Source organism: Leptothoe sp. EHU-05/26/07-4, from assembly GCF_043421015.1.
In the GTDB taxonomy this organism is placed as follows: Bacteria; Cyanobacteriota; Cyanobacteriia; order Phormidesmidales; family Phormidesmidaceae; genus Leptothoe; species Leptothoe turfae.
In genome coordinates this window covers 554795-578028 of the sequence record NZ_JAXSQV010000002.1, presented here as the reverse complement: position 1 = coordinate 578028, position 23234 = coordinate 554795, and the positions used below count along the sequence as shown (strand labels likewise).

17 protein-coding genes and 4 pseudogenes are annotated in these 23234 nt (G+C 47.4%); 9 read left to right on the top strand and 12 right to left on the bottom strand.

Features of this window, described 5'->3' with window-relative positions; all coding sequences use genetic code 11:
• Positions 1-127: 127 nt before the first annotated feature.
• The 6 genes and pseudogenes from U2F10_RS04265 to U2F10_RS04240 all read right to left on the bottom strand — a co-directional run bounded on the left by U2F10_RS04265 (position 128) and on the right by U2F10_RS04240 (position 3110).
• Positions 128-592, bottom strand: coding sequence for a type II toxin-antitoxin system VapC family toxin (locus U2F10_RS04265; protein ID WP_499061769.1), 465 nt, complete (start codon positions 590-592; stop codon positions 128-130).
• A complete protein-coding gene (locus tag U2F10_RS04260; RefSeq protein ID WP_163671783.1) occupies positions 592-834 on the bottom strand; it encodes a hypothetical protein in 243 nt (80 codons plus the stop codon). The genes U2F10_RS04265 and U2F10_RS04260 overlap by 1 nt, the downstream gene beginning before the upstream one ends.
• Before the next feature lie 151 nt (positions 835-985).
• Positions 986-1516, bottom strand: a complete 531-nt coding sequence (locus U2F10_RS04255) for a hypothetical protein (protein ID WP_499870948.1) — start codon at positions 1514-1516, stop codon at positions 986-988.
• Between the two features lie 118 nt (positions 1517-1634).
• Entirely contained in the window at positions 1635-2159 is a 525-nt protein-coding gene (locus U2F10_RS04250) for a hypothetical protein (protein WP_499871605.1), read from the bottom strand.
• Positions 2143-2607: pseudogene (locus tag U2F10_RS04245) on the bottom strand (Tse2 family ADP-ribosyltransferase toxin). The gene U2F10_RS04250 and the pseudogene U2F10_RS04245 overlap by 17 nt, the downstream one beginning before the upstream one ends.
• A 164-nt stretch (positions 2608-2771) precedes the next feature.
• Positions 2772-3110 (bottom strand): DUF2004 domain-containing protein, encoded by a 339-nt coding sequence (locus U2F10_RS04240; protein WP_499870947.1) that lies wholly within the window; start codon positions 3108-3110, stop codon positions 2772-2774.
• Between the two features lie 354 nt (positions 3111-3464).
• Here U2F10_RS04240 and U2F10_RS04235 point away from each other — a divergent pair, with 354 nt between their 5' ends.
• Positions 3465-3761, top strand: coding sequence for a hypothetical protein (locus tag U2F10_RS04235; RefSeq protein ID WP_499870945.1), 297 nt, complete (start codon positions 3465-3467; stop codon positions 3759-3761).
• Positions 3762-3888: 127 nt separating this feature from the next.
• Here the strand turns inward: U2F10_RS04235 and U2F10_RS04230 are convergent, their stop codons facing one another.
• Positions 3889-5562, bottom strand: coding sequence for an ISL3 family transposase (locus U2F10_RS04230; RefSeq protein WP_499870943.1), 1674 nt, complete (start codon positions 5560-5562; stop codon positions 3889-3891).
• A gap of 108 nt (positions 5563-5670) precedes the next feature.
• On the opposite strand from U2F10_RS04230, the pseudogene U2F10_RS04225 reads away from it, so the two are divergent.
• The 4 genes and pseudogenes from U2F10_RS04225 to U2F10_RS04210 form a co-directional block, all read left to right on the top strand.
• Positions 5671-6123, top strand: a pseudogene (locus U2F10_RS04225) (transposase); the annotation flags it as partial.
• Between the two features lie 380 nt (positions 6124-6503).
• A complete protein-coding gene (locus U2F10_RS04220) occupies positions 6504-7343 on the top strand; it encodes a siderophore-interacting protein (RefSeq protein ID WP_499870941.1) in 840 nt (279 codons plus the stop codon).
• Positions 7344-7629: 286 nt separating this feature from the next.
• The gene (locus tag U2F10_RS04215; protein ID WP_499870216.1) at positions 7630-8565 is read left to right on the top strand and encodes an IS5 family transposase; all 936 of its coding nucleotides are present in this window, start codon (positions 7630-7632) and stop codon (positions 8563-8565) included.
• A gap of 220 nt (positions 8566-8785) precedes the next feature.
• Positions 8786-10441: an IS1182 family transposase gene (locus U2F10_RS04210; RefSeq protein ID WP_499870939.1), complete on the top strand. Its 1656-nt coding sequence runs from the start codon at positions 8786-8788 to the stop codon at positions 10439-10441.
• A gap of 88 nt (positions 10442-10529) precedes the next feature.
• Here U2F10_RS04210 and U2F10_RS04205 read toward each other — a convergent pair.
• Positions 10530-11659 (bottom strand): IS3 family transposase gene (locus U2F10_RS04205; RefSeq protein ID WP_499870938.1). Its coding sequence is split into 2 segments (ribosomal slippage): positions 10530-11386 and positions 11386-11659, totalling 1131 coding nucleotides; the frame shifts between segments, so codons are not numbered across the junction.
• Positions 11660-12696: 1037 nt separating this feature from the next.
• Positions 12697-12912: pseudogene (locus tag U2F10_RS04200) on the bottom strand (ATP-binding protein); the annotation flags it as partial.
• A 139-nt stretch (positions 12913-13051) separates the two neighbouring features.
• Between U2F10_RS04200 and U2F10_RS04195 the strand changes: the two are divergent.
• Positions 13052-14656 carry a DUF6399 domain-containing protein gene (locus tag U2F10_RS04195; protein ID WP_499870936.1) on the top strand — a complete coding sequence of 535 codons (1605 nt, stop codon included), beginning with the start codon at positions 13052-13054 and terminating at the stop codon, positions 14654-14656.
• Here the strand turns inward: U2F10_RS04195 and U2F10_RS04190 are convergent.
• Together U2F10_RS04190 and U2F10_RS04185 are read right to left on the bottom strand one after the other, a co-directional pair.
• Positions 14653-15162 (bottom strand): ATP-binding protein, encoded by a 510-nt coding sequence (locus U2F10_RS04190; protein ID WP_499870935.1) that lies wholly within the window; start codon positions 15160-15162, stop codon positions 14653-14655. The two genes, U2F10_RS04195 and U2F10_RS04190, sit on opposite strands and share 4 nt — an antisense overlap.
• Positions 15163-16307: 1145 nt before the next feature.
• Positions 16308-16727 (bottom strand): IS21 family transposase, encoded by a 420-nt coding sequence (locus U2F10_RS04185; RefSeq protein ID WP_499870933.1) that lies wholly within the window; start codon positions 16725-16727, stop codon positions 16308-16310.
• A 276-nt stretch (positions 16728-17003) separates the two neighbouring features.
• Here U2F10_RS04185 and U2F10_RS04180 point away from each other — a divergent pair, with 276 nt between their 5' ends.
• The 3 genes from U2F10_RS04180 to U2F10_RS04170 all read left to right on the top strand — a co-directional run bounded on the left by U2F10_RS04180 (position 17004) and on the right by U2F10_RS04170 (position 22056).
• Entirely contained in the window at positions 17004-18146 is a 1143-nt protein-coding gene (locus tag U2F10_RS04180; RefSeq protein WP_499870932.1) for a helix-turn-helix transcriptional regulator, read from the top strand.
• Between the two features lie 129 nt (positions 18147-18275).
• On the top strand, positions 18276-20801 hold the full coding sequence (locus U2F10_RS04175; RefSeq protein ID WP_499870930.1) for a TonB-dependent siderophore receptor: 2526 nt from the start codon (positions 18276-18278) through the stop codon (positions 20799-20801).
• A 166-nt stretch (positions 20802-20967) separates the two neighbouring features.
• Complete coding sequence (locus tag U2F10_RS04170) at positions 20968-22056, top strand: ABC transporter substrate-binding protein (RefSeq protein WP_499870928.1); 1089 nt, start codon at positions 20968-20970, stop codon at positions 22054-22056.
• Between the two features lie 174 nt (positions 22057-22230).
• Here U2F10_RS04170 and U2F10_RS04165 read toward each other — a convergent pair.
• Positions 22231-23059 (bottom strand): annotated as a pseudogene (locus tag U2F10_RS04165) (IS1 family transposase).
• Positions 23060-23234: the final 175 nt, after the last annotated feature.

Sequence of the window (23234 nt, the reverse complement as noted above, 5' to 3'; positions counted from 1 at the left end):
ATCTTATCGTTTTGGAGTTCACGTCCTTCAACTTTGCAGGCTAACGGCGAAGTTCAACGGCGTTAGTAACTTTAGCCTTTTATCAATTGCTAACACTCCGCTGTTGCAACGCAGTGTTAACTGGCGTTTATTCAGTTTTAGTTGCTTCCTCAAGTACTTGCTGGGGATGCACAATCGAAATGCCTGGAACCCCTGAAAAATCATCTGGGTTCAGCGTTAGGATGTGACCAATATCAGAAGTCAGCATTACAGCCATAATACGGACATCATGAGTCCGTTTACCTTTGATTTGGTTATCAGTAACAAGAGCGAACCAACTTGAGAAAATCTGAGAGGTTTCATCTGCCATGGGAAAACGGTTCAACAGTTGCTCAATAACATCATGCGTTTGTTCAACTGACCATCCCAATCCGTTCACATCTACTGGACGTGTTGCGACAACCCACAACTCAATCAAAACCTGTGCTGTTAGATAGCACTCGTTGCCCTGGAACAATAAAATAGCTACAGCTTCAGTGGCTAGATCATGTTGAGAATCAGATGGATTACTGAACCGTAGAACAACATTGGTATCTAGCAAGTATCTAGTCATTATTCGTAAATATTGCCACGGTCAAACGCCTCATCTGATAGTGTGACGCTTGTTTTAGGCAGTTGAGCTACCCATCTACGGAAATTGTCGGCACGTTCGACAGGCGTTGCACGTTGCCAAAATGGCATTGACTGTGCAAGTTGCTGAGCCTGAGCTTTGACGGAATTGATAAAGTCAGCGATCTTCCTTAGTTGGCTGTCATTGAGCTTATCAATTTCCTGCTTAAGATTTTCCCGCAGCATGATGTTAGATCTGAATACCATAGCTGTAACTATGATAGCTGATCCAAGCTTTTACTCTTTAAATAAGTGTAAATACTCTAAAAGCTACACGCACCGATGTTTTTACAAAGGTAGTATACCAAAGCTTCAATGGGCTGCTGCATGGTTTTCATCAAACAACAATAGATTTATGGTCAAACAACTCTTCTATAGGCCCATTGTGCTCCGGAGTGAGAATACATTTGCTATTTAATGTTCCCTCTCTAATCTGTTCAGTAAAAGTCACGATCCTTTCCCAAGTAGTGATATGTTGCTCATCGGATACTGTCTTCGGGAAATGTAGGTCATTCCAGAACACTATTTCGATATCATGTGACTGGTTTGGTCCATCCACCCAAATGTAAAAGCACATATCATCTGCTTTCATAAATGAACCACGCATTGCATGTTGGATAAGGTTATCTGGATCGGCACTGAGCTTTTTCAGCACAACTGAAGTTAGAGGTACGGGCGTTTCAACGTTCTCATTGGCAATACAAATAATCTCAGGGTTATTTACGAAATTTTGAATTACTTCTATGGAATGGTGTAGGGAGTCATTGTCAAGTGACGTGATAAACACCTCCGTCGCTGCTCCGTCCCATGGCAGCAGGATAAACTTCGCTTTCGGCCATAGTTGCTTGGCTAGTTCTACGTGTCGCATTATGCGCTTTGTATGCCAGCTAACGTTGGAGTTCAACGGCGGCAGGAACTTTAGCGTCTGATCAACTGCTTATGTTCCGCCGTTGCAACGCAGTGTTAGCTGGGTTGAGCAGACACCATTATGCAGCTAGCAAACGACTCATCTGTTCTTTCAGTAATGGAGATACTGTCAAAGGCTTGTAAGTTTCACCTTCGTAGGGCTGCCAAACATAGCCTGAACTAAACGCTCTAAATACAGATGATGAACTAAGTGACTGCCAAATACTCTCGGATAAAACCAACCCTGGCATACTCAGGGTAGATGACTCATCTAGTAATTCATCAAACGTTCTGAATTCATCAACTTCAAGTCCGACTAGCGCGTAACGAAAGGTTGGAGCAGACTGCAAATGTTGATAAAGCAAAATACCTAGCTCTGTCATTAAGTAAGCTGAGTCCGGTGCCTCAATACCTACTTCGCTTATGCCATCAGGACATATTCGGCACCACCAGTTTCCATTAATGTCTTGAAAAACAGTGGGACAGCACTGGGATTGAGAACCATTTGATAGAGACCATGAAACAGTCTCAAAATGCTGAGCGAATTGCTCTGCCGTGTTCTGATTTGAGCCACATTCCGCCGATAGACTAAATACCCACGCCATCATCAATCACCTTTTGCCAATAGTTCTGAGTTTTTGCTAATGCTTCCTCATACCGTTCTAATAGCATTGTAACCCTTGGCATAATGCTGACATGGGTAGCGCTGTCTTGGATGGCTTCTAAATCTCCATTAATGTGCTTGCTGTCAATTTGCCATAATGGATCTCTACCTGTTCCTCCGAAAGCCTTCGGTTTCCGAAAAGGCGGTCGTCCTTAAATAGATAGCGATGTGGACATGCCTTTTGTATGTCGGATGGCGACTTCCACTTCTACACCTGAATCATTTCGTTCCGCCTCAAGATACAAATAACCTTGAGCATCTAGCCAACCTTGCAGCATATGAGACACATCAATATCCAATCCAGGTCTCACGCCTAGAAGACGAGCGCTACGACCTATTTTTGGTTTGCCATTCGTCGCTGCCGTACCTCGATAGTAAAGCCGTGCCATCGGGTTACCAGAAATTGACTTCAGAGGTTATGTTAAATCATTTATGGAATACCCAAGGAATATTAAGGTTCGTGCATCGAGGCTGGAAGCTAACGGCGACATTCACCTTCTTGCTTTAAGGAATTTATGAGCTTTTCGCTGAGATCCAGCTAAATCCTTATATATTAGGATCCCATGCAAATCTCATCGATGTTTCCGCTATCGTCGAACTGAACACTGAGAATGTAGTTTGAAACGTCTCCAGGCAGAGTAAAGTCAAGCTGTTCGAATTCGCCTTCCTCTTCACCGGAGGGAGAGAGCAGTATCAGAAGTCCCAAGATCTGTTTTGAATCTGGCTTAACAGTGCCCAGTCTTTCCAACCAGTAGGCGGCGTCCATTTCGTCTAAGTGATGTGAGACAAACAGATCAGCACCGAATTCACCTTCCTCAGTTCCAACAGAACCTTGAATAACTTCAAGAGCCACCTGTATTCGTCGGGCTAGCTCGTTTGGAATTGCGGTCATTTTCAAGATGCGCGGCTAACAGGGAGCTGAGCGGCGGTCAGTATTTCTGATTTTAGCCGATAGCTTTGAGCCCGTCCGCTGCAACGCAGTGTGTACGCCCGGCATGGGCGTGAACTAATGGGGTGAAAGTCCCCTGTAGGAGGATCACCGTCCAAATGCTCGAAAGTCATAGGAGCCGAGTGACGAGTACTACTAGCTTAAGGCAAGGGCGTTCCCGCGAGGGAAGGTCTGAAGGAAGCCAGCGGCAAATCTGCGAGCCGACGGAGAAACGTCATAGAAGGCCCGGATTCCTGGGTGAGTTGGCACACCACAACGAAACCTAAAGGTCCAAGGAACAGGGTAAATGGCGCGGTTGTGCAGAGACAGTTCACGTTCTTATCCGGGGAGATCTGTCCAGCAGCCGTCTGGAGTGCTACGGGAGTCGGACTGAGGGCTGTCGTGAAAGGGGCAGAACACCCACCGAACCCTAAGGCGCTCATTGGCAGCTATGGAAGTCGGACTAAGGGCCATCTCGAAAGGGATGGATTACCCACCGAATCCTACGGTAACCCAGACAGCGCTTCTGACGGCAACGTCAAGACGAGCTGGGCAGAAGTCAGCCGAGGTCATAGTAGCTGCAATCGCAGTGAAGGACTCAACAGTGTCAAATAAGGAGGAGCCATGACGGACTCCTTAGAGGGTGACAAGGAACTTCAAGCCTTGCTGATTCACACAACTTCGGGCTCTTGGCGACTTTTGGTGATCGCGCTACCCTAGCCTGAACCATCGCCCCAGAAGACTATCTGTTTGTTAAAATTAGTCGCTTAGCCAATAGGTCTAGCTCTGCCCGTCCAAACATTTGTCGTTTCAGCATTTTTAATCGATTATTTTGGCCTTCAACGGGGCCATTGCTAACCTCTAATGTAACGCCAGCTTTGACCGCATCATAATCTTCGTCCAATCCTTTGGCAAAGCTCTGAAATGCTTTCACTGTAGTATTCTTAGCTTTTTCTAACCAGTTATCTAACTGCGCAGGAAGTCGCTGTCGGACAAGGATGATAAAGTCCTGAGTGAGCCTTATGAGCTCCAATAGTTCAGATCGTTGACTAAGGCGTTCCAGGAGCGTTTTTTGTTTATCTGTCAACGAGTCCGGTTTCTGGAGAACTAACCAAGCCGCTCGCCGAGCACTTAACGGTTTCTGGGACTTGATGGTGACCTTTGGGGCCGGACCTCGACCAGGCAAGTCCTTTAATGAGTCAGGGTTGGGGCTTAGCTGAGCTTGAGCTGACCGTAGCGTATGGGTATAGCGTGCAAGAGTTTCGTAGGTCCCTGAATAGCCCTTTTCTTGAATTGCCTTAAAGAGCTGTTTGGTGTGCTGACGTCCTTGGTTCCATTGATCGATGAGATATGACTTGTAGGGGTCTAAAATACTCCTGCGTTTTCGGCTGGATGGCTGCCATTCCGGAAACGTCTCATGCGATAGATAGGTATACACCGTACGCTCACCCATCCCTAGATGATAGGCAATATCTTTGACCTTGTATCCTTGCTTCCGTAAGCTGTGGACCTGCTCATAGTTTTCGAGGCGTTCAGCTCGCTTTTGGGCCGTTTTCTGTTGTTGGGCTGTTTGGGGAGTTGAATTCTGTGATGTCGAAACTTCAGACACCGTAGCTCCTTCGGATTGAAGCTGTTCTTGTTCAATCTGTTTGAGGATTTTTGAGTGACTCTTCAGAGCCTTTTCTAGAGTCTCTTCAAGATTGTGTAACAGATGAAAGCGATCTGCCACCTGAATGGCATCGGGAGCTCCCTGAGTCATCCCACGCTTGTACGTCTTGGAACGGTCCCGTGACAAGATTTCAATACCAGGGTGCTCTTCTAACCATGCGGCTAAGGTTTCTGCTGTCCGGTCTGGTAACAAAGCAATGGGATGGTGTGTTTCGAGATCCACCAAGATAGTTCCATAGTGATGACCTTTACGGAACGCAAAATCATCTACGCCCAGACTCCTAGGGGTAATCACCTCGGGTAGCGGCAAGCTGGAGAGAAGGCGCAGAAAGGTATTTCGGCTATAGGCGTAGCCTACTCTGTAACTTAATCTAGCGGCGGCTGACCCAGCCAATTCTAATCCTATGGCGATTAGATGGTCTGTGTAACGAGTCGTACGCCTAGCCCAAGGGGCGACAACACTGGGTATGCGCTCAGTAAAGATCCGTCGCTGACAGGTGTCATTGAGACAGAAAAACTTACACACCTCTAACAAGAGAGTCAGGCTGAACTGAACCAAGGGTAAATCCCTGAGCGTTCGTTGATAACGACTATGAACCCGTCCAGTGGGAGCTTGGCACAATGGGCAATGGGCAATCACCTGAGTGGATTCTACTGTAACGATGAACCGATGGGTTTGGGTATCTAAATCCCAGTGTTTCAGGGCTAAGGCTGATGAGTCAGGGAGTAGATGCTGTAGAAAGTCCATGATGGGATGCACGTGAAGGCCAATCCCTATTTACGGTTTGCCATCCCATTCGGATCACCAAAAGTCGCCAAGAGCCCGAAGTGAGTGTGATTTTGCAGTTGGAGCCGTCAACGCCGCATCGTTTGTAAAGTCACCTATGGTCCCAACGGTCCCCGTCGCCATTTTGTCGTCACCTCCTGGTCCTCAAAACAGTTTAATTCGAAAGTGTTACACCAGAAGCAATACTGCCCCAGAGGTGAGATGGAAAATCGACTCAAAGAACAACAACTTGACCTTTTCAGTGACCGCACCTCCAACCATTCTTTCGATGATAATCAACTGCGTCTATGGTTCCACTCGTTTGCCTATGTCTTACTCAATCTGCTGCGCGACGTGCTACACCATACAGCATTGGCGAATGCTCACGTGGGCACTATCCGCACCAAACTGCTCAAAGTCGGCACCTTGTTCCGGGTGAGTGTCCGACGCATCCATCTAGCGATGCATTCTGCGTTTGCCTATCGCGAGCTCTTTGCTCTCGCCCATCAGCGTCTATCCCAGACAGCGGTATCCTCTGGCTAAGACTCCTTTGGCTGCATGGTCTATCTGGTTTCATCGGATTGTCAGAGCGACATCGCTCACGCTTTCTGATGCCTATTTCTCCTCAACTCTGCATCAAGCGGGCCGAGTGTGCCCTCTATTGTGCCAACAGGATGGTCGATGTGTCCCTATTTCCACTCCTCTGACGATAAACTCAGCTAAAATTATTTTTTTGACCTAACTCACCGATGGTGTGAGAAAATCGGGTTATAACTCGTCAAATATTTGGATCAGCCCAAATTAGGAGCGTGGGGATAGAGACATGATGTTATTAACGATATTACTTCTCTATTAAGAATGCTTCTCATTTGTGGAAGAAAGTGATAGGATTTGTATATGTAAAATCTCTGTTAAACAGACCTATGGCCGGGACGGATTATCGAACACTAGTTGTAAGAAAATCTCTAAAAGTCACCCCCCACATGCAGAGAGTCATCTTTACAGGGGATGACTTGACTGATTTTCCTGAAAATTATGAGAGTGGCTATGTCAAGCTGTTATTTGCTAACGATGGTGAAGCCATAGGTGATAAAAACCAGACGCAGGAGAAGCATCTAAAGCGCACCTATACCGTGCGTTCTTTTAGTCGAGCAGCCAATGAATTAGGGATTGAATTTTCTCTCCATGGTTCTAAAAGTGGTCCAGCAGCTAGATGGGCTGAATCAACCAAACCTGGTGACAAGATACTTATGGTAGGTCCTGGTCCCACAAAGCTAGCTAACCATAAGTCTGACTGGTTTTTGCTGGCGAGCGATATGTCAGGGTTGCCAGCATTATGTTGCAATTTGGAACTACTGCCCAGTCAAGCCCAGGGCTATGCTGTGATTGAGGTGCCCAGTGAGGTGGACAAACAATCCTTAAAGGTGCCTAGCGGCATTGATGTGAAGTGGATTGTCAGTGACAAACCCGGTGAAAACCCTGATGCCCTGTTAAATTCTATAAAACCTCTTCCTTGGAAAGATGGAAAGCCCTATGTTTGGGTAGCTTGTGAATTTGAAAGCATGAAGAGAATCAGACAGTACATGAAAGAATCACGTAATATAGAATCAGAAGACATGTACATTAGCAGCTACTGGAAGTTTAATCGTACTGAAGATCAGCACAGAATAGATAAGCAAATTGATGCAGGAGCACCCTGGTTTATTCAGATTTTGTGGAATTTAATAGCAGGGTTTCAGAGGTTTTGGTCCTTTAAGTGGTGACATCATCTCTCTACAATGCCCATCGCTTAAACAAGTCTCCTTCTACAAAAGAAACATGAAACAGCTACAGCATCACTCATAAGCGTGGAACAAACACTAAGGGGAGAATGTGTTGTTAAAGAGAGTTGCGCTGCATGATGAACTCTCTGGCTAGGTTTGCAAAAGTAAAGGAACGTGCAGAAAGAGAAGGAATTGTGATAATTCAAACAGGCTTTGGTGCGTGAATAAAGAAGTTGCGGAGCCGTAGGTGCCGGTAAAGTGTAGTTACCACACAAACACGGTACCGATGAAACGCACCTACAAACTCCGCAACTGGTCTGAGTATAACGCTGCTCTGGTAAAGCGAGGAAGTCTGACGTTATGGCTCAGTGATGAGGTGATTGCCGAGTGGAAAAACACTCAAAAGACTGGTAAACCAGGGGCATCGAAAGACTATAGCGATTTAGCCATCCAAACACTCTTGACCTTCAAAGTGCTCTATGGACTGGCCTTACGTCAAACCATTGGCTTTGCAGGGTCTATCTTTGAACTGATGGATGTATCGGTAGACTTACCGGTGCATACAACATTGTCACGTCGTCAACAGACATTACCGATTGATTTACCGATTCAGCCGACCTCTGGCAGTCGTCATGTGGTGGTTGATAGTACGGGCATTAAAGTGTACGGAGACGGGGAATGGAAAACCCGGCAGCATGGGGTGAGCAAACGTCGCACTTGGCTCAAACTCCATTTGGGTGTCGATGAGCAAACCGGAGAGATTCTGGCTGCCGTAGTGACTTCGAACGCCATCACTGATGGCGAGATACTCCCGGACATCCTCGACCAAATTCCCGATGAGATTGACCAAGTGAGTGCCGATGGGGCGTATGACCGCACCTACTGCTATGACGCCATTGATGAGCGTGATGCAACGGCAGCGATTCCCCCTCGCAAAGATGCCAAAATTTGGTTTCATGGCAATCGCAAACAGGCCCCGCATCCACGAGATGAAAACTTACGAGCGATTCGCAAACAGGGACGGTCTACCTGGAAAGAAGAGATAAACTATCATCGACGGTCTTTGAGTGAAACCATGATGTATCGACTCAAAACTATGTTCACAGGTGAGGTGTCTGCACGAGGGATTGAAAATCAAACGACAGAATTACTGTTGGAATGTTCTATTCTCAATCAGTTCACCCACTTAGGAATGCCCGATAGCTATCCTATTGAAGCCTAAGATCGATATCCTAGAGGACCGATCTGTCTACCAAAATATTCACGCACCAAAGCCATTCAAACATCCAATTGATCTCTTGAGTCCGCATAATAAGTTGAAGTGACCCCCAAAATGATACTGTTGGCGAATCCATAGAAAGCTAATAAAAGCCTTACGAAAAGGGAGTTTAATTCGATTTTAAGACGAGGATAGTGGAGTCTACTCACAAGAGGTATGCACCATGTGCCTCCATCCCGCCCTAATTCCTCCTGTCCCCAAAGAAACAGCACGTATTGCCCATGCTGCTTTTAGGAAAGGGAATATCTACCTCAAATTACGAGAGGAATTGGGTGTGCTGTACAAAGACGAAGACTTCTCAGAGTTATACGCCCATCAAGGTCGTCCAGGCGAAAGCCCTTGGAGATTGGCTTTGATTACGGTGATACAATTCATCGAAAATCTTTCAGATCGCCAAGCAGCAGACTCAGTAAGAAGTCGAATAGATTGGAAATATCTCCTCAGTTTACCGCTAGACGATAGTGGATTTGACTTTTCAGTTTTAAGCGAATTCCGAGGCCGATTGCTCACAGGAGGAAAGAGTGAGCAACTGCTAGGAAAATTGCTAGAAAGTTGCCAGAGTCAGGGGTTAGTCAAAGTCAGAGGCAAGCAGCGAACGGACTCAACGCATGTGTTGGGTGCAATCCGTGATCTGAATCGTTGTGAATGTGTGGGAGAAACCTTGCGACATGCCCTCAATGAGCTGTCAAGGGTTGCTCCAGATTGGGTGCGAACCGTTGTCAGTCAAGATGGGTATGAACGATACGGCATACGGATTGAGTTATCCAAGCTACCCAAGAACAAAAAGCGTGAGGAATGGATGCAGCAAGTGGGCGTTGATGGGCATCATTTGCTGGCTCAAATTTACGAAGGTGAGGAGGAGAGTCTTCAGTCACTCAGGGAGCTGTCTTCGGTTGAGATACTGCGTCAGGTATGGATTCAGCAATTTTATCTAGCAGACAATCAAGTCAGACTTCGCACGCCCCGCGACCAGCCACCCAACAAACAAGTGATTGAATCTCCCTATGATATTGAGGCTAGAAATCGGACAAAACGGACGACACACTGGGTCGGTTATTGCGTTAACTTGACGGAAACGTGTGATGACCAGTGCCCCAATCTCATCACTCATGTTGAAACGGTTCCAGCCACATCTATGGATGTAGAGGTGACGGAACGGATTCATGACAAGCTGGCTGAAAAGCAGCTACTTCCAGACACTCATTATGTCGATACTGGCTACGTGAGTGCAGGCGTCATGCTGAATTTGAAAGAGACGTATGGTGTTGAAATTGTCGGCCCTGTTTTGCCCGATACGAGCTGGCAAGCCAAAGAAGGGAAAGGCTTTGATTTATCCAATTTCAACATAAACTGGCAACAGAAACAAGTTCAGTGCCCTCAAGGTCATCAAACGAGCAGTTGGTCAGAACAACTCAATCGTCATGGACAGTCAGTTGTTCATGTTCATTTCCCACGAAGATTTTGTGCCCATTGCCCTGTTCGGGCTGACTGTACTCGGTCAAAAACAGCTCATGGACGAAGCCTCAATTTTCTAACCCAACAGCAGCATATCACCCTACAAGCGGCTAGAGACTATCAGAAAACAGAGGAATTTAAAGAGCGCTATTCTATCCGTGCTGGCGTTGAAGGTACAATCTCCCAAGGTGTCCGCTCCTTTGGTCTAAGACGTTCTCGTTATATTGGCTTGGAGAAAACTCACTTGCAGCATGTCATCACAGCTATAGCCATGAATATTTCGCGTTTGTGGGATTGGTGGCAAGGCATTCCCAAAGCTCAAACTCGAGTCTCTCACTTCGCTTCACTAGCTCCTGACAGCTAGAGCTGACATTCGCCAACAGTATCCTGAATTTGGACAGTAAAATCAGATGATAGCAAGTCTAGACTGACATGTATCAATCTGAGACATCCTACAATTCCTTCCTCCACTTTTCCTCAAATTCGCTGGGTGTCAAATAGCTCAAAGAAGAGTGAATTCTCTTCTTCATATACACCTCGTCTAAAAACTCTTCTATTCTCTCATACACTTCATTAAAATTGCGATAGTCCGACAAGTCAACCTCCTCTTCTTTTATTGTTCTCATGAGCCGTTCAGCATAACCATTCTCATAGGCCTTACCCACGCCTGCCATACTAATCGCTATCTCATTCTCCTCCAATATCTGAACATACGCATTGGCCGCATATTGCACCCCTTGGTCTGAATGGTGAATCTCTGGAATATACTGGTTCAGTCCTTTCTCCAACGCTGTTATCGTTAACTGTTTCTCCATCGTTCTATCCAAGTGCCAGCCTCGAATACTGCGGGTAAATACATCCATTAACACGGCTAAATAGACAAATTCGTCCTTCAATCTAATATACGTGATATCGCCAACCCACACTTGCTCTGGACGCTCTACTAACAGCCCTTTGACTAGGTTGGGATATCGCTTATAGCCATGCACACTCTTGGTTGTTCGTTTCCGTCGTATTCGTCGCTTTTCCAGTAGTCCCAATTCTCTCATTAATCGGCTGATACGTTTGTGATTAACACGCCATCCCTCTCGCTGTAATTGTTTAGTAATCCGTCGATACCCATAGGTGGGATACCGTCCCGCCACATCAATGATCGCTTTTTTTAGTTCCTCTTCTTGCGTTTGTTTGTCTGATGTTGACCGATAGTAATAACGACTCCGACTGTAGCCAATGACATCACAGATGACCTGGATTGGATACTCGCCTTTCAACTGCTCTATCATGGTTCGTTTCCGCTCAGATTCCACATGTCTGAAGCTTTTTTTGCCACCGCTAACTCCATCGTTAACCGACCCACCATTCGTTCCAATTCGGCTATTCGTTCGGCTGATTCATTTCCTCCTCCTTTGCCTCCAAACGCTAAATGCGCTTGTTTAAGAAATTCATTACGCCAACGATTGATCACTGACGTATGGACGTTATGGGCTCGACTGGCTTCGCTCACACTCCGTTGGCCGCTGACGATCTCCAGCACCACGTTTGCCTTAAATTCGCTACTGTAGTTTCTTGGCTTGCTGGCCATATTCCTTCCCCCTATTGGACTCTAGCTTACGCTCTCTCAGTCCTGTCCTAATTTTGGGGGTCACTACAGTCCTTTCGTGGTCTGCATTCCACTGACATCATTACTAATGTCAGCGTGACCGGAGTCGGTGACTCTGTTACGTGGGTATAGCAAGATAGGTGCTGCTGGGAGAAGATCTCCACTCTTAATTTGGCTGTTGCCTCCTTGTCACACTCGACTTATCTACATCGCACCGCTTGCAGCACACCAAATAGGGGTGCTGAAGGCGGGCGGGACTCCGTGAGGGGCTTCGCCTAGCTAACTGCAGCACCCCTCAATTAAGCAGATGCTAAAAACGCCCATCTCAATGTTCGGCAAATCTATAATCAAAACTTATTCTCTGAAGAAAAAATAGTCGCAATTAGACCTTACTTATTACTAATTTTACCTCAGCGTAGCGACCCTACAATCACCCCTTATTGCTAGGGATGGACTGGGGCCGCCACACACGCAACCAATATGTATAGCGTGATAAGCCAGTACTTAGAGCAGTAGGGATATGTAGTAGAAGGGGTGCAGGTTTTCTACTAAGAAGCAAAGGAAGTCGTCGATAAAAGGAACCATGGCTGTCAGATGTCAAGGCCATTGGCTGACGCGACAGAGGGGTTGGCGGGTTGACTGACATTTAATAGAGACTACCCGTCCTCATTATGAGACTGGCAGTCAAATCGAATGCGCCAGGGTGCGATCTACGCTTGGTTCGCTGATTTTTGATCGAGTTATGGAATTAGCAACGACAAGATAGGGGTTACAGACTTTCTGAAAGTGATTGACAAAATCAACTGAGCATGGAGATTACCCGAGCAAATTCCAGTATCGTAATTTTAGTGCTCACATACACTGTATCTAGCGTAGATCTTAATTCCTAAAACGCTAAAAAAATAAGCGAACGGACAGATCTAAATGACAGTCCCCCAATAAAACGACAGAGTGCGATCTAAATGACAGTCAATGCACTAGACGCTAGGGTGCGATCTAAATGACACCATTTTTTGAACTTAGTCCGCGCCTTGCTGCCGAGCCGCTGCCTGCTGCTGCCGATAGCTGTCAGCCTTGATCTCAAAAATGACAGCATGATGCACCAAGCGATCTACGGCAGCAACGGTCATCATAGAATCAGGAAAAATGGTGTCCCACTGGCTGAAAGGCTGATTGGCCGTGATGAGTAAGCTTTTGCGCTCATAGCGATGAGCAATGAGTTCGAAGAGCACCGAGGGGTAACTCTTTAAGGCGGGAAATAAATACAGCTTTCAGGTGTGTATAAATAAACACCTCAGTCAAAGACCAGAAAAAGAGCTCTGCAGCAATGCTCAGAGCCATGTATCGTACCCATGCAAAGTAAAGTTGGGAACGATGTCTCTTACTATACGAGAGCGCAGTCAAAAAGTCGCCGATTGTATCAAAACGAATGCAAAGCAAGGGATAGAGTCGATAGCAACCACCCTTGGCATCAGCAAAAGTAGTGTGCATCGTCATCATCAGGCCATTGCACGTCGCAACCAGCATCCGGAATCAGGTTTGTGGGAAACTGCGGCTGGGACTGCCTGGCTATTACGTCTGGTGGTGGGGGTGATCTATCACTTTGGCATTAAGCACGGGGTAGGAGCCGAGAGCCTATCGGAGTTCTTCAAAGCCGTTCACCTCGATACCCATGTGGGGAGTTCTGCGAGTGCGCTACGTCAACTCAAACACCGTCTCTATGAGGCCATAATGGCCTACGAAACGGCGCAAGCCGAGCAGTGCCAACCGGTCAACAAACCTGGCATCTGTCTCGGAGGGGATGAAACCTTTTTTGGCCTGCCGATTCTGGTGCTGGTGGAGTTAGCCAGTGGGTTCATTTTTACAGAAGTGGAATGTGAGAACCGCCGTTATGACACTTGGCTCAAACAGACTGAGACCTGGTGGCATCAGACCCAATGGCAGTGTCACTTTATGGTCAGTGATGGAGCTCGTGCCTTGGTCAAACTAGCGCTCTGCGGTCTGGGAACAGCCAGTGTGGCGGATCTATTCCATGCGATGCGGGCGCTCGGACGTCCTATCGGCAGTGCTCTGGGACGTCAACTCGCTCAGCTTGAAAAACAAGTAGACACCCTTCACCACCAATTAGGCCAAACAACAGACAAGGCCAAGCAACAGGTCTTGTCTTCGCAGCTAGAGTCCCTCTCTCACCAACACCAACAGCTTGAACAAGATCAACACATTTACCATCAGGCCTTGGCAGACATTAGCCAAGCGGTCCATCCCTTCACGCTCGACACGGCCCAATGGCAATTCTTCGACGGCTTAACCACACAACTGACCGTTCCCTTGAGCACCTTGAGCAAGTTGACTTGTCTCTATGGGGGCGATACGGCTCAAAAAGCGATTGCCACCTTTCAAGCTCAGATCCCCCATTTTGCCACGGGGATTCATGCCTGGTGGCAGTGGGTGATCCAGGCCTTAGCCACTGAAACTCAGGAGGTTGACCTCCAAAATTGGGTACTGACAGCCTTGTTGCCCTGGGTCTACTGGTTACAACAAGCTGATAAAACTCGACAGCCTCACCTCAAATCTCGCTATCAACAGGCCGCTAGCGATGCCTATGATCAGCTCATGGCCCAGACGATGACCCTACAGATGGATGCCCCTCAACACCAACACTGGGTGCAGTGGTGTCAGTGGATGTGTGCAAAGTATCAACGCACCTCCTCTGCTGTCGAAGGGCGCAATGGCTATTTGTCGCAGCGCCATCATGTCAACCGAGGCTTTTCTCATCAGTCGTTGAAGGTGCTTACCATTATTCACAATTTCGACCTGAAACGACCCGATGGCACCACCGCCGCACAACGACTCTTTAGACAGCCTTTTCCGGACCTATTTGAATGGATTCTCAGTACGATTGATGAGCTGCCAATGCCTAGACGGTCATATAAAGCACATCAGATACAACCGTTACACGCAGAACTTTTCCCGGCTTAAGTTGTTACCCGCACCGAGGTTTCCGCTTCAGACTTTTGCACATAGCCCAAGTCATCGAGGATGAGTAGGTCAAATCGGTCGAGCTTCTTCAACCGGGACGGTAGCAACAGTTGTTGTTTATCCTGCTGTAGCTGTTGGACCATTGCGAGTGCATTGAAGAACTTAACGCGCCGTCCCTTCTCCAACATGGCTTGGGCCAATCCAAGACTCAGATGCGTTTTCCCAACGCCCGACGCCCCGAATACAAGACAATTGGACGCGTTATCGAGCCAGCTGTCGTCATCGGCCATCTGCATCAACGGTGCCGGATTGAAGGTTGGGCAATGGTCAAAGTCAAAGTTGGTCAAACTTTTTACGGCGGGCAGCTGAGCTTCTTTTTTTGCGCGCTTTAGCCGAGACTGAGCTCGTCTGTCTGCCTCCTGTTGACACAAGCTGAGTAAGAATTGCGCATAAGACCATTGTTGCTGCAAAGCACGGTTCTCGGTAGCTTCCCAGTGGGTAAGCATGTGAGTAAGCTTGAGCTGTTTGAGTAGCGTGCTCAGCTGTTGATATGGGCTGGCAGTGGCTGTGGGTGTCGTTTTGGGTGTCGCGGTTGTCGTCATTCGTATCGTTTGAGTGGCTGAGGAGTTGGTCATAGCTGTCAAGGGCATGTTGTTGGGTCTCTATCGGTGGCAAGTTCGCTGCCGCATTGGGCATAAACTGTTGCTGTAGATGTCTCAGGGTGAGCTGTCGTTTCTCTAGGGCGTCACTGAGATAGCTGGCAACGGCTTGTTCTTGGTCATAGGTCGCGGCAATGTAGAGGGCTTCGACCATCAGCACGGCGGCCTGGTCGCGCTCGAACTGCGCTTTCATCTGTTTCCAAAGCTCAAAAAACTCAGCGGTGGGTAACAAGTCTGCCTGCCACTTACAGAAGAGAAAGGCACGGGGCTTTTTCCTCAGTCCACTAATCAGGTGTCGGTAGTCGATGCAGCGTCCGCGCCTGCGGCCTTTCCCAGATACGCGCACTCGGTTCAGCTGAAACACTGGCTGCCGAGCAAAGTAACCGACTATACGGTCATGGTGGAGGTGAATTTCTAGCTGCTGACCCATCAGGCGTGAGGGTACGCTATACAGAATGCAGCGAATATCAATGGTGCTGTGGCAGCTGACTTTGGCACTGAGAATTTCGTAGTCCGCCACCCGCCGTTTGGGCAGTGGCTGCAGCACGGCTTGTTCGGCTACAAACTTTTCTGCACACTGACGGTTCAGGCCTGCTGTGGCTTTGTCTATAACGGCTTGATACTCGCCAATGCTGGCAAAGTCGCTGCTGCCGCGCAGGTAAATTGCTTGTCTGATGCGGTTCTTTAGATGGCCATGGGGACTTTCTATCGACCCATTCTCATTTGCTTTGCCTTTGTTGTTGCGCGTGGGCTCCATCCGGTAGTGCTCACACAGGTTATCGTAGAGGCCCGTCAGGTCCTTTTTACGGGCATTACTCAGGTTGCGATAGGCCGCACTCAAGCTATCGGTGCGGTGTTCTTTGGGGGCACCGCCACTAGCGGCTAGGGCATTCTGTAACCCCTCTGAGAGGCCGATGAAGCTTTCGCCGCCTTGGATAATCTGCGCATATTGCCAGCCGCTGTAAGCCAACCGATAGTGATAGAGCAAGTGCTCAGAAGGGTGCACCGTTAATCGTCACCGTCACCCGCTTCAGTTTCGTGAAGTCGGATAGTCCCATCACCCCCGGTTCATGATCCAGCATAAACATCACGTCTGGCTCAGGCCCATGTAACGCTTTCCATTCTCGGACCCGACGTTGCAGCGTCCGTAGTACTCGAGGGTACTTGCCTGGATAGTGCTCTTCCAGGTACTCAAATAAAGTCGTTGGCTTTAATCTCGGTTCCCGACGCAGCATGGGTTCTAGTTCTTCGGTCCACACACCGGCTAATGGGTCTCGGATGGGGCCGGGATTGACCACCGATGCCCGGTTGCTACGGTGGTCTCCCCCATCGATCCGTTGCCCCGTACGTTCTGATATTTCCGCGATCTCCGACGAGTCCGACTGGGTCAATCCCAGTTTTCGTGCGTTCATATACGCTCTCTTCTGATATAAGTGAATGGCTTTGGGCACGGGATATAGCTCTCTTTCGTAGGAGATCTACCTGTGCCCTTTTCTTTGCCTTTTTGCAAGGTTGGCTGAGTCTGGCGTCTGGCGTAGTCGGTCTCATTCCGTTTTTGACAGTCACGACAACACGCTTTTTCAACCCGCCAATGTCAGTGTCGCGCAATACCATGGCATAATAGTGCTAATGCAAATTGTTCTCATTAAGCTGAATGCTGTTTTTTGCATCTGGCACCTGATAGCGACATGACGAGCCGATTTCTCAATCCAAGATCTAACTATCTTCATCCGGGCAGTCCTGATGATTCCCGATTGTTCCATGGCGATTCGTCTGATCAAATTCAAGTGTGGTCACCCCAGGTGGGGCAGGGATACCTACAAACGATTCCACTGCGGGAAGATTTATCTCTTGTCATCCTCGACTACACGATGCGCAACACTGTGCTGACCCATATTCCAAAGCAAAGGGCTTCCTTAGAGTTTGAATTTCAGATATCAGGGTCAGCCCCAGGGCAAAGTGGTCTTACCCCCCACTATGGGCTAGGAGACCTAAATATCGAACCAGCCCAACAGCGTCAGCTTAAAGTTGAGATTTTCTTTTTTGGCCCATCTGCTTTTATGGCATATTACCAACTGATTGCTGAGCTTTTGCCGTTTCAGGCATTGGATATATTCCATAAAAGTGTTCAATGCATGCATCATGCCCAGTTTGGCTACCAGGCAATATCACCGCAAGCAGCGCTTATCCAAATTTTGAGCCAGACAGGTTCTCCGCCCGCATCCTCAAGATTAATGGTCGATCATTTGCTGTCTGCTTCCGAGCTGCTGGGCTCTGACCATACAGTCCAGCAGTTAATGACCCCAGAGATGCACCAGGTGATTCATCAAATTTTTAGCTGTCCCTACAGTGGTCAGGTTCGGCGTGCTTATCTAGAGCGTAAAGCGCTTGAGTTAGTTAGCCTGAAACTCAACGTATTGGGACAGTTGAAATCTCTATCATATCCTTTAAGCCTTGGAGATTTAGACGGTATTTATCAAGCCGGAGCGATTTTGGCTCGTCAGCTTCAAAATCCTCCGTCCGTCGAAGCTTTGGCACGGCAGGTGGGGCTCAATCGCTTGAAACTCAACCGAGGCTTTTACCATACCTATGGCACCACGCCCTTTCGCTATCTACGCAACTGCCGTCTGCAGCTGGCAAAACAATTACTCATTACCTCAAAACTAGCGATTAAAGACGTTGCTTACAGGGTCGGATACACTAGCTCTAGCCGCTTTGCCAATGCTTTCTACCAAAAATTTGGTCTTAACCCCAAGGACTTTCAGCTCCAGCTTCATAACTGTTCTCTATGCTCAACCCACATCCGGCACCCGACAGTTACTCAGAAGTAATGCGTTTCGGGCGACAAATTTTTTAGGAAACCGTGTAAGTTATTTGAGAATTATTCTTTTTAAGCTTGCACGGGTCAGATTTGGATAATCTTTCTGCCGTTGAGCTCGAATAGTGGTGTGAGGTTTATTATGAGCAAGGGGTTGCAGCGATGGAGCTTATTTATAATTTTGGCTGTGGTAGGGGGCTTGTCTACCACGGTTCAGGCGCAGGAGCATGTAGGGACTGAGCGGCTGGCTGAACGAGGCGATGCGGCTAACTGGCTTGCCCAAACTCAGCTAGTACAAATTACAGCAGTGCGGTTAAATGCTGCTGAGACAGACTTGCAAATTCTATTAGAAACAACCGAGGGTGAGCTATTAACAGCTCCCACTACAACCGTTTCAGGCAGTACTTTAATTGCTGAAATTTCCAGTGCGGTGCTTGCATTGCCTGAAGCAACTGAATTTCAGCAGGTTAATCCAGCAGCAGGAATTGCTAAGGTAGAGGTTATTGGACTATCAGATAACCGGGTGCAGGTAGTGGTTACTGGAATAGAAGCGGCTCCGATGGCCATAGTTAGTACGGATACAAACGGACTGACCCTAAGCGTAGCTCCAGGAACTACCCAGGCAGGTGAAACAGATGATGGGTTGAGGATTTTGGTTACAGGTGACGGCGAGAGTCGTTACGTTGAGCCAAATACCTCAGCGGCGACTCGCACTGATACGCCACTAAGGGATATTCCTCAGTCGATTCAAGTGATTCCCCGTGAGGTACTTGAAGATCAGCAAGTGATTCGGCTTAATGATGCGCTTCGCAATGCGAGCGGCGTGGTAGCAGCAGATCGAAGCGGTATCTCTCAAAGATTTCTGCTTCGAGGTTTTGATGACCCTGCGGTTCTGCGGGATGGGTTTAGATTGACGTTTGGAGGGATTGGCAATACTGGTATTCAAGAACTCTCTAATCTAGAGACCATAGAGGTCTTAAAGGGGCCTGCCTCAATTTCGTTTGGTGCCTTGGAGCCCGGTGGTGTGATTAACTTGGTCACCAAGAAACCTTTAAGCGAACCGTTTGTTGACCTTGGTCTACGGGTGGGCAACCGCTCCTTGGTTGAGCCAAGTATTGATGTCTCAGGGCCACTTGACGAGGACGGTCGTGCGCTTTTCCGATTGAATGCGCTCTATCGCAATGAAGAGAGCTTCCGTGATTTTGATACTGACTTTGATCGGTTTTCTTTCGCCCCCACATTGAGTTTTCAGATTAGCGATCGAACTGACTTAACCATCAATTTTGAGTATTTTGATACTGAGGGGCCTTCAGATACAGGTTTGATTGCTGTTGACGATGAAGTAATTGATGTTCCCTTTGAACAGATTTTAAGTGGTCCCGGAGATTTCTTCAAAGCTGAAACTATACGAGTAGGCTATAACTTTGAGCATCGTTTTAGTGACAAATGGAAGATACGCAATGCTTTCAGTTTCAATAGCTTTGATATAGAGGAGTCAGAGCAATTTGTTGGCCTTGCCTTTGACGAAGCCACGGGAAGTCTAAGCCGCTCACTTCTATCTTCGAGTCAAGATCAAGATATCTTTGAACTCCAGACCAATGCGGTAGGCGAATTTAACACCGGTTCCATTGAACATACCCTACTCTTTGGTGTTGATTTATTTCGGCGTGAGAATCCCCGTATTGATGCGCTTGGCCTATTCACACCAGAAATTATTAACGTTTTTGATCCTGTTTTTAGCGATTCGCGTCCTGATCCATCCACGTTTCCTGTCACTATCGATAACGAGACCACAGCGGATGCCCTTGGCATTTATATTCAAGATCAAATCAGTCTGTTAGATAATTTGGAGTTACTGCTCGGTGTTCGCTACGAAACATTTGAGCAAAAAGTGGATAATAACCCCACATTCTTTAACCCAGTAGCGTCTGAATCGAGCCAGAGCGAAGATTCCTTTAATCCTCGAATTGGGATAGTTTATCAACCCATCGAAGATGTCTCACTGTACGGCAGTTTTAGTCAATCGTTTGCGCCCAACGAGGGCACAACGTTTGAGGGTGATTTTCTAGAACCAGAAGAGGGCAAGCAATTTGAGATTGGTGCTAGGGCTGAATTGTTAGATGGAAGGCTAGTGGCCAATTTAGCGTTGTTTGACCTGACTAAAAAGAATGTGTCAACGCCTGATCCAAACAACATTAATTTTGTTGTTCCAACTGGCGAGCAGCGCAGCCGGGGTATTGAATTAGATGTGGCTGGAGAAGTTTTGCCAGGCTGGAATATCATTGCCAACTATTCCTTTACCGATGCTGACATTACTGAAGACAACAGCGGTCTAGAAGGTAATCGACTGTTTGGAGTGCCTGAAAATAATTTCAATCTATGGACGACCTACGATATTCAAGACGGTCCGCTGACAGGGTTAGGCTTTGGTCTAGGGTTTAACTATGTAAGTGAGCGATTTGGCGATAATGCCAACACTTTTGTCTTAGAAGACTACTTCCTCACCAATGCTGCCATTTCTTATGAACGCAATAACTGGCAGGCGGGTCTGAACATTCGTAACCTCTTTGATGTGGATTTCATAGAGGGGTCTCAAAATAGTCGAACGTTTTTCATCTCTCCGGGTGAGGGGTTTACGATAGTTGGCTCAATTTCAGTCGAGTTTTAAACCCATGTTGACGCTAAGGATCGAGCATTGAATAATGTGCCAGTTTCTCCCCTCTTGGTAGGGGTGCCGTAGGCTGGGTGGGCTCGATCACTTGCACTAATGGCCAACTCACGCCGTTGCTCCTCCCAAGAGAGAAAAGGTTACCCTATTTTACTTCAAGCAAACTATGGAAGTTATTAAGTCCTCATTACTAAGGCGAATAATTGGCTGGGTAGTAGTGAGTTTTCTCGCTTTCAGCTTTGTTGTTGGATGTGGGATTCTAGGGAGCAATGAATCAGGCGAAGGCCTGACAGTTAATGCGTCGGATTGCCGTGTGCTTAAACATGATTTAGGCGAAGCTGAGGTCTGCGGGCAGCCCCAAAATATAGCTGTTCTCGGTATTCATGGCCTTGGTTTGCTGTTATCTCTAGAGGTTCAACCGGTCGGGTATGCAGCCTCTAGTGCCCATGTCGGCGAGGTCTTTGATAATCCAGCACAGCAGGTTCCTTACTTGGGCCAGCGGCTCACGACTCGGCCTGTAAATTTGGGGCGTGGGGGAGAACCCTCTCTAGAAAAACTGACAATGCTTAAGCCGGACTTGATTGTAGGTGAAGTAAGTCGCTCGGACAATTACGGCCTACTTACTCAAATCGCGCCTACGCTACAATGGCAGAATCGTATGGCTCAAGGCCAATGGCAGAAGAGTTTGAAAACGCTCGCAGCTGCCCTAGGACAGGACGAAAAGGTAAAGGAGGTCATTCAACAGTACGAGATCCGTGTCGCCAATGCGCGTGCTGATTTGGCTGATGCGATTGCTGTCCATCCCAAGCTGTTGCTGTTGGGAGCTAACCGGTTGGCTCAGGACGCTTTTGTCATTGGTGCTGATAGCTATTTGGGAGAACTGTTGAGTGGCGTTGGCTTTCAACTCATTTCTCAGCCCAACGTCATCGGCACCGAACCAATTTCTATCGAAGCACTGCCAGAGCTTAATGATGCCGACACCATCATTATTCTGGGATATGATTTTGATTTGATTAATGAGCGGTTGGAGAATTCAGACTCGTCTGCTGATATTTCAGCGCAAGATTTACTTGAGACGAATCAAGTGAAAGTAGTTAAGCAGGATTGGGAAACAAATGAAATAGCTCAGGCTCTTACGGCTAGCAAAGAAAACCGTGTTTTCTTTGCTACCTTCTTCAAATGGAATGCGATTAATGGTCCTATTGGTGCAGAGCTGATTTTGGCAGATCTTCATCGGTTTTTCTTAGGTGGATAGAGCAGCCCTCTAAAGATAATTTTAACTGTGGTTAATATTTCTAAAATCCCTCTATGAAGATCTGCCTCAGGGTTGCCTGCTTTCGCCTTTATTGTTCAACATTGCCTTGAATGTGATGCAGGAGTTGTTGTGAATGACGACAACAACTCCAACCTACCGGCCTACGGTCGTGCCTCAGAAAAAAGTGGGATAGGAAGCAATGTCATTCCAGGACTGAGGTTTCGTGGTTATCTCTGCTCTCTGAGCTGCCGTATCACCTGTGCGACTGTGCTGCCATATCTAATTGAAGTAGGTCACGACCAGTCGAGGAATACACTCGGTCATCTGCCAAACTTTAGCAAACTTATTCTGATGTCGATGTCAACGACCGGTCTGTTGCCGGATGATGCCATTGGTTCGTTCTAATCGTTGGGTGTTCTTTTTGCCAATCACATGGATAACCTCAGACAGTAATACTCGCTCATAGCCAGCCCAATCATCGGTGTACCATACCTTACAATCGGTTTTGCCTTCGGTACTGGTGATGAGTTCTTCGAAGAATGCATCCGTGTGCTTGCCCACTCGGGCAGTCAGAATCAACCCACTTTGCTGAGTTAAACTTACCACTATCCAACAGTCTCCCAGCTTGATATCTTCAGGTCTGCATTGTTTCTGTTTTCTTACAAATGACCATATCTCATCAGCAATCACTTAATCCGTCTCAATCTCCCTCACCTCTTCGTTATGAACTAACTGAGCTCGATAAGCCGCTGCATGGACGATACTCACAACGGTATTGGAGGCTCCATTTGTTGATGCGGCTAATGCCCCGTAAACTGCTCCCTTCCGCTTGCGATTGAAGGATTTTTTCGACTTCATCGGTACTGACCTGACGCCAGTAGTAGAGAGTATCAAAGGTTTCAACAAACATACGAGTGCAGTGGGCACATTTGTAGCGTTGACTCCCTTTGCTAGTTTTACCGTGTTTGTGAGTCTTAAGATGGTCGCAATAGGGGCAATCCATGGGGTTTAGGTAGATAGCATCCCTTTACAGGACGTTTCCCACACTTCTTTGGTTCACGACCAACACCCGTTGATAGTTGATTTTGCTAATTTTGGGATTGTAGGTTGGTAATCAGTTAAAATAGGCAAACGCTTAATAGGATTTTGATTTTGATAAGTTCTCCTGCTACTGCAGA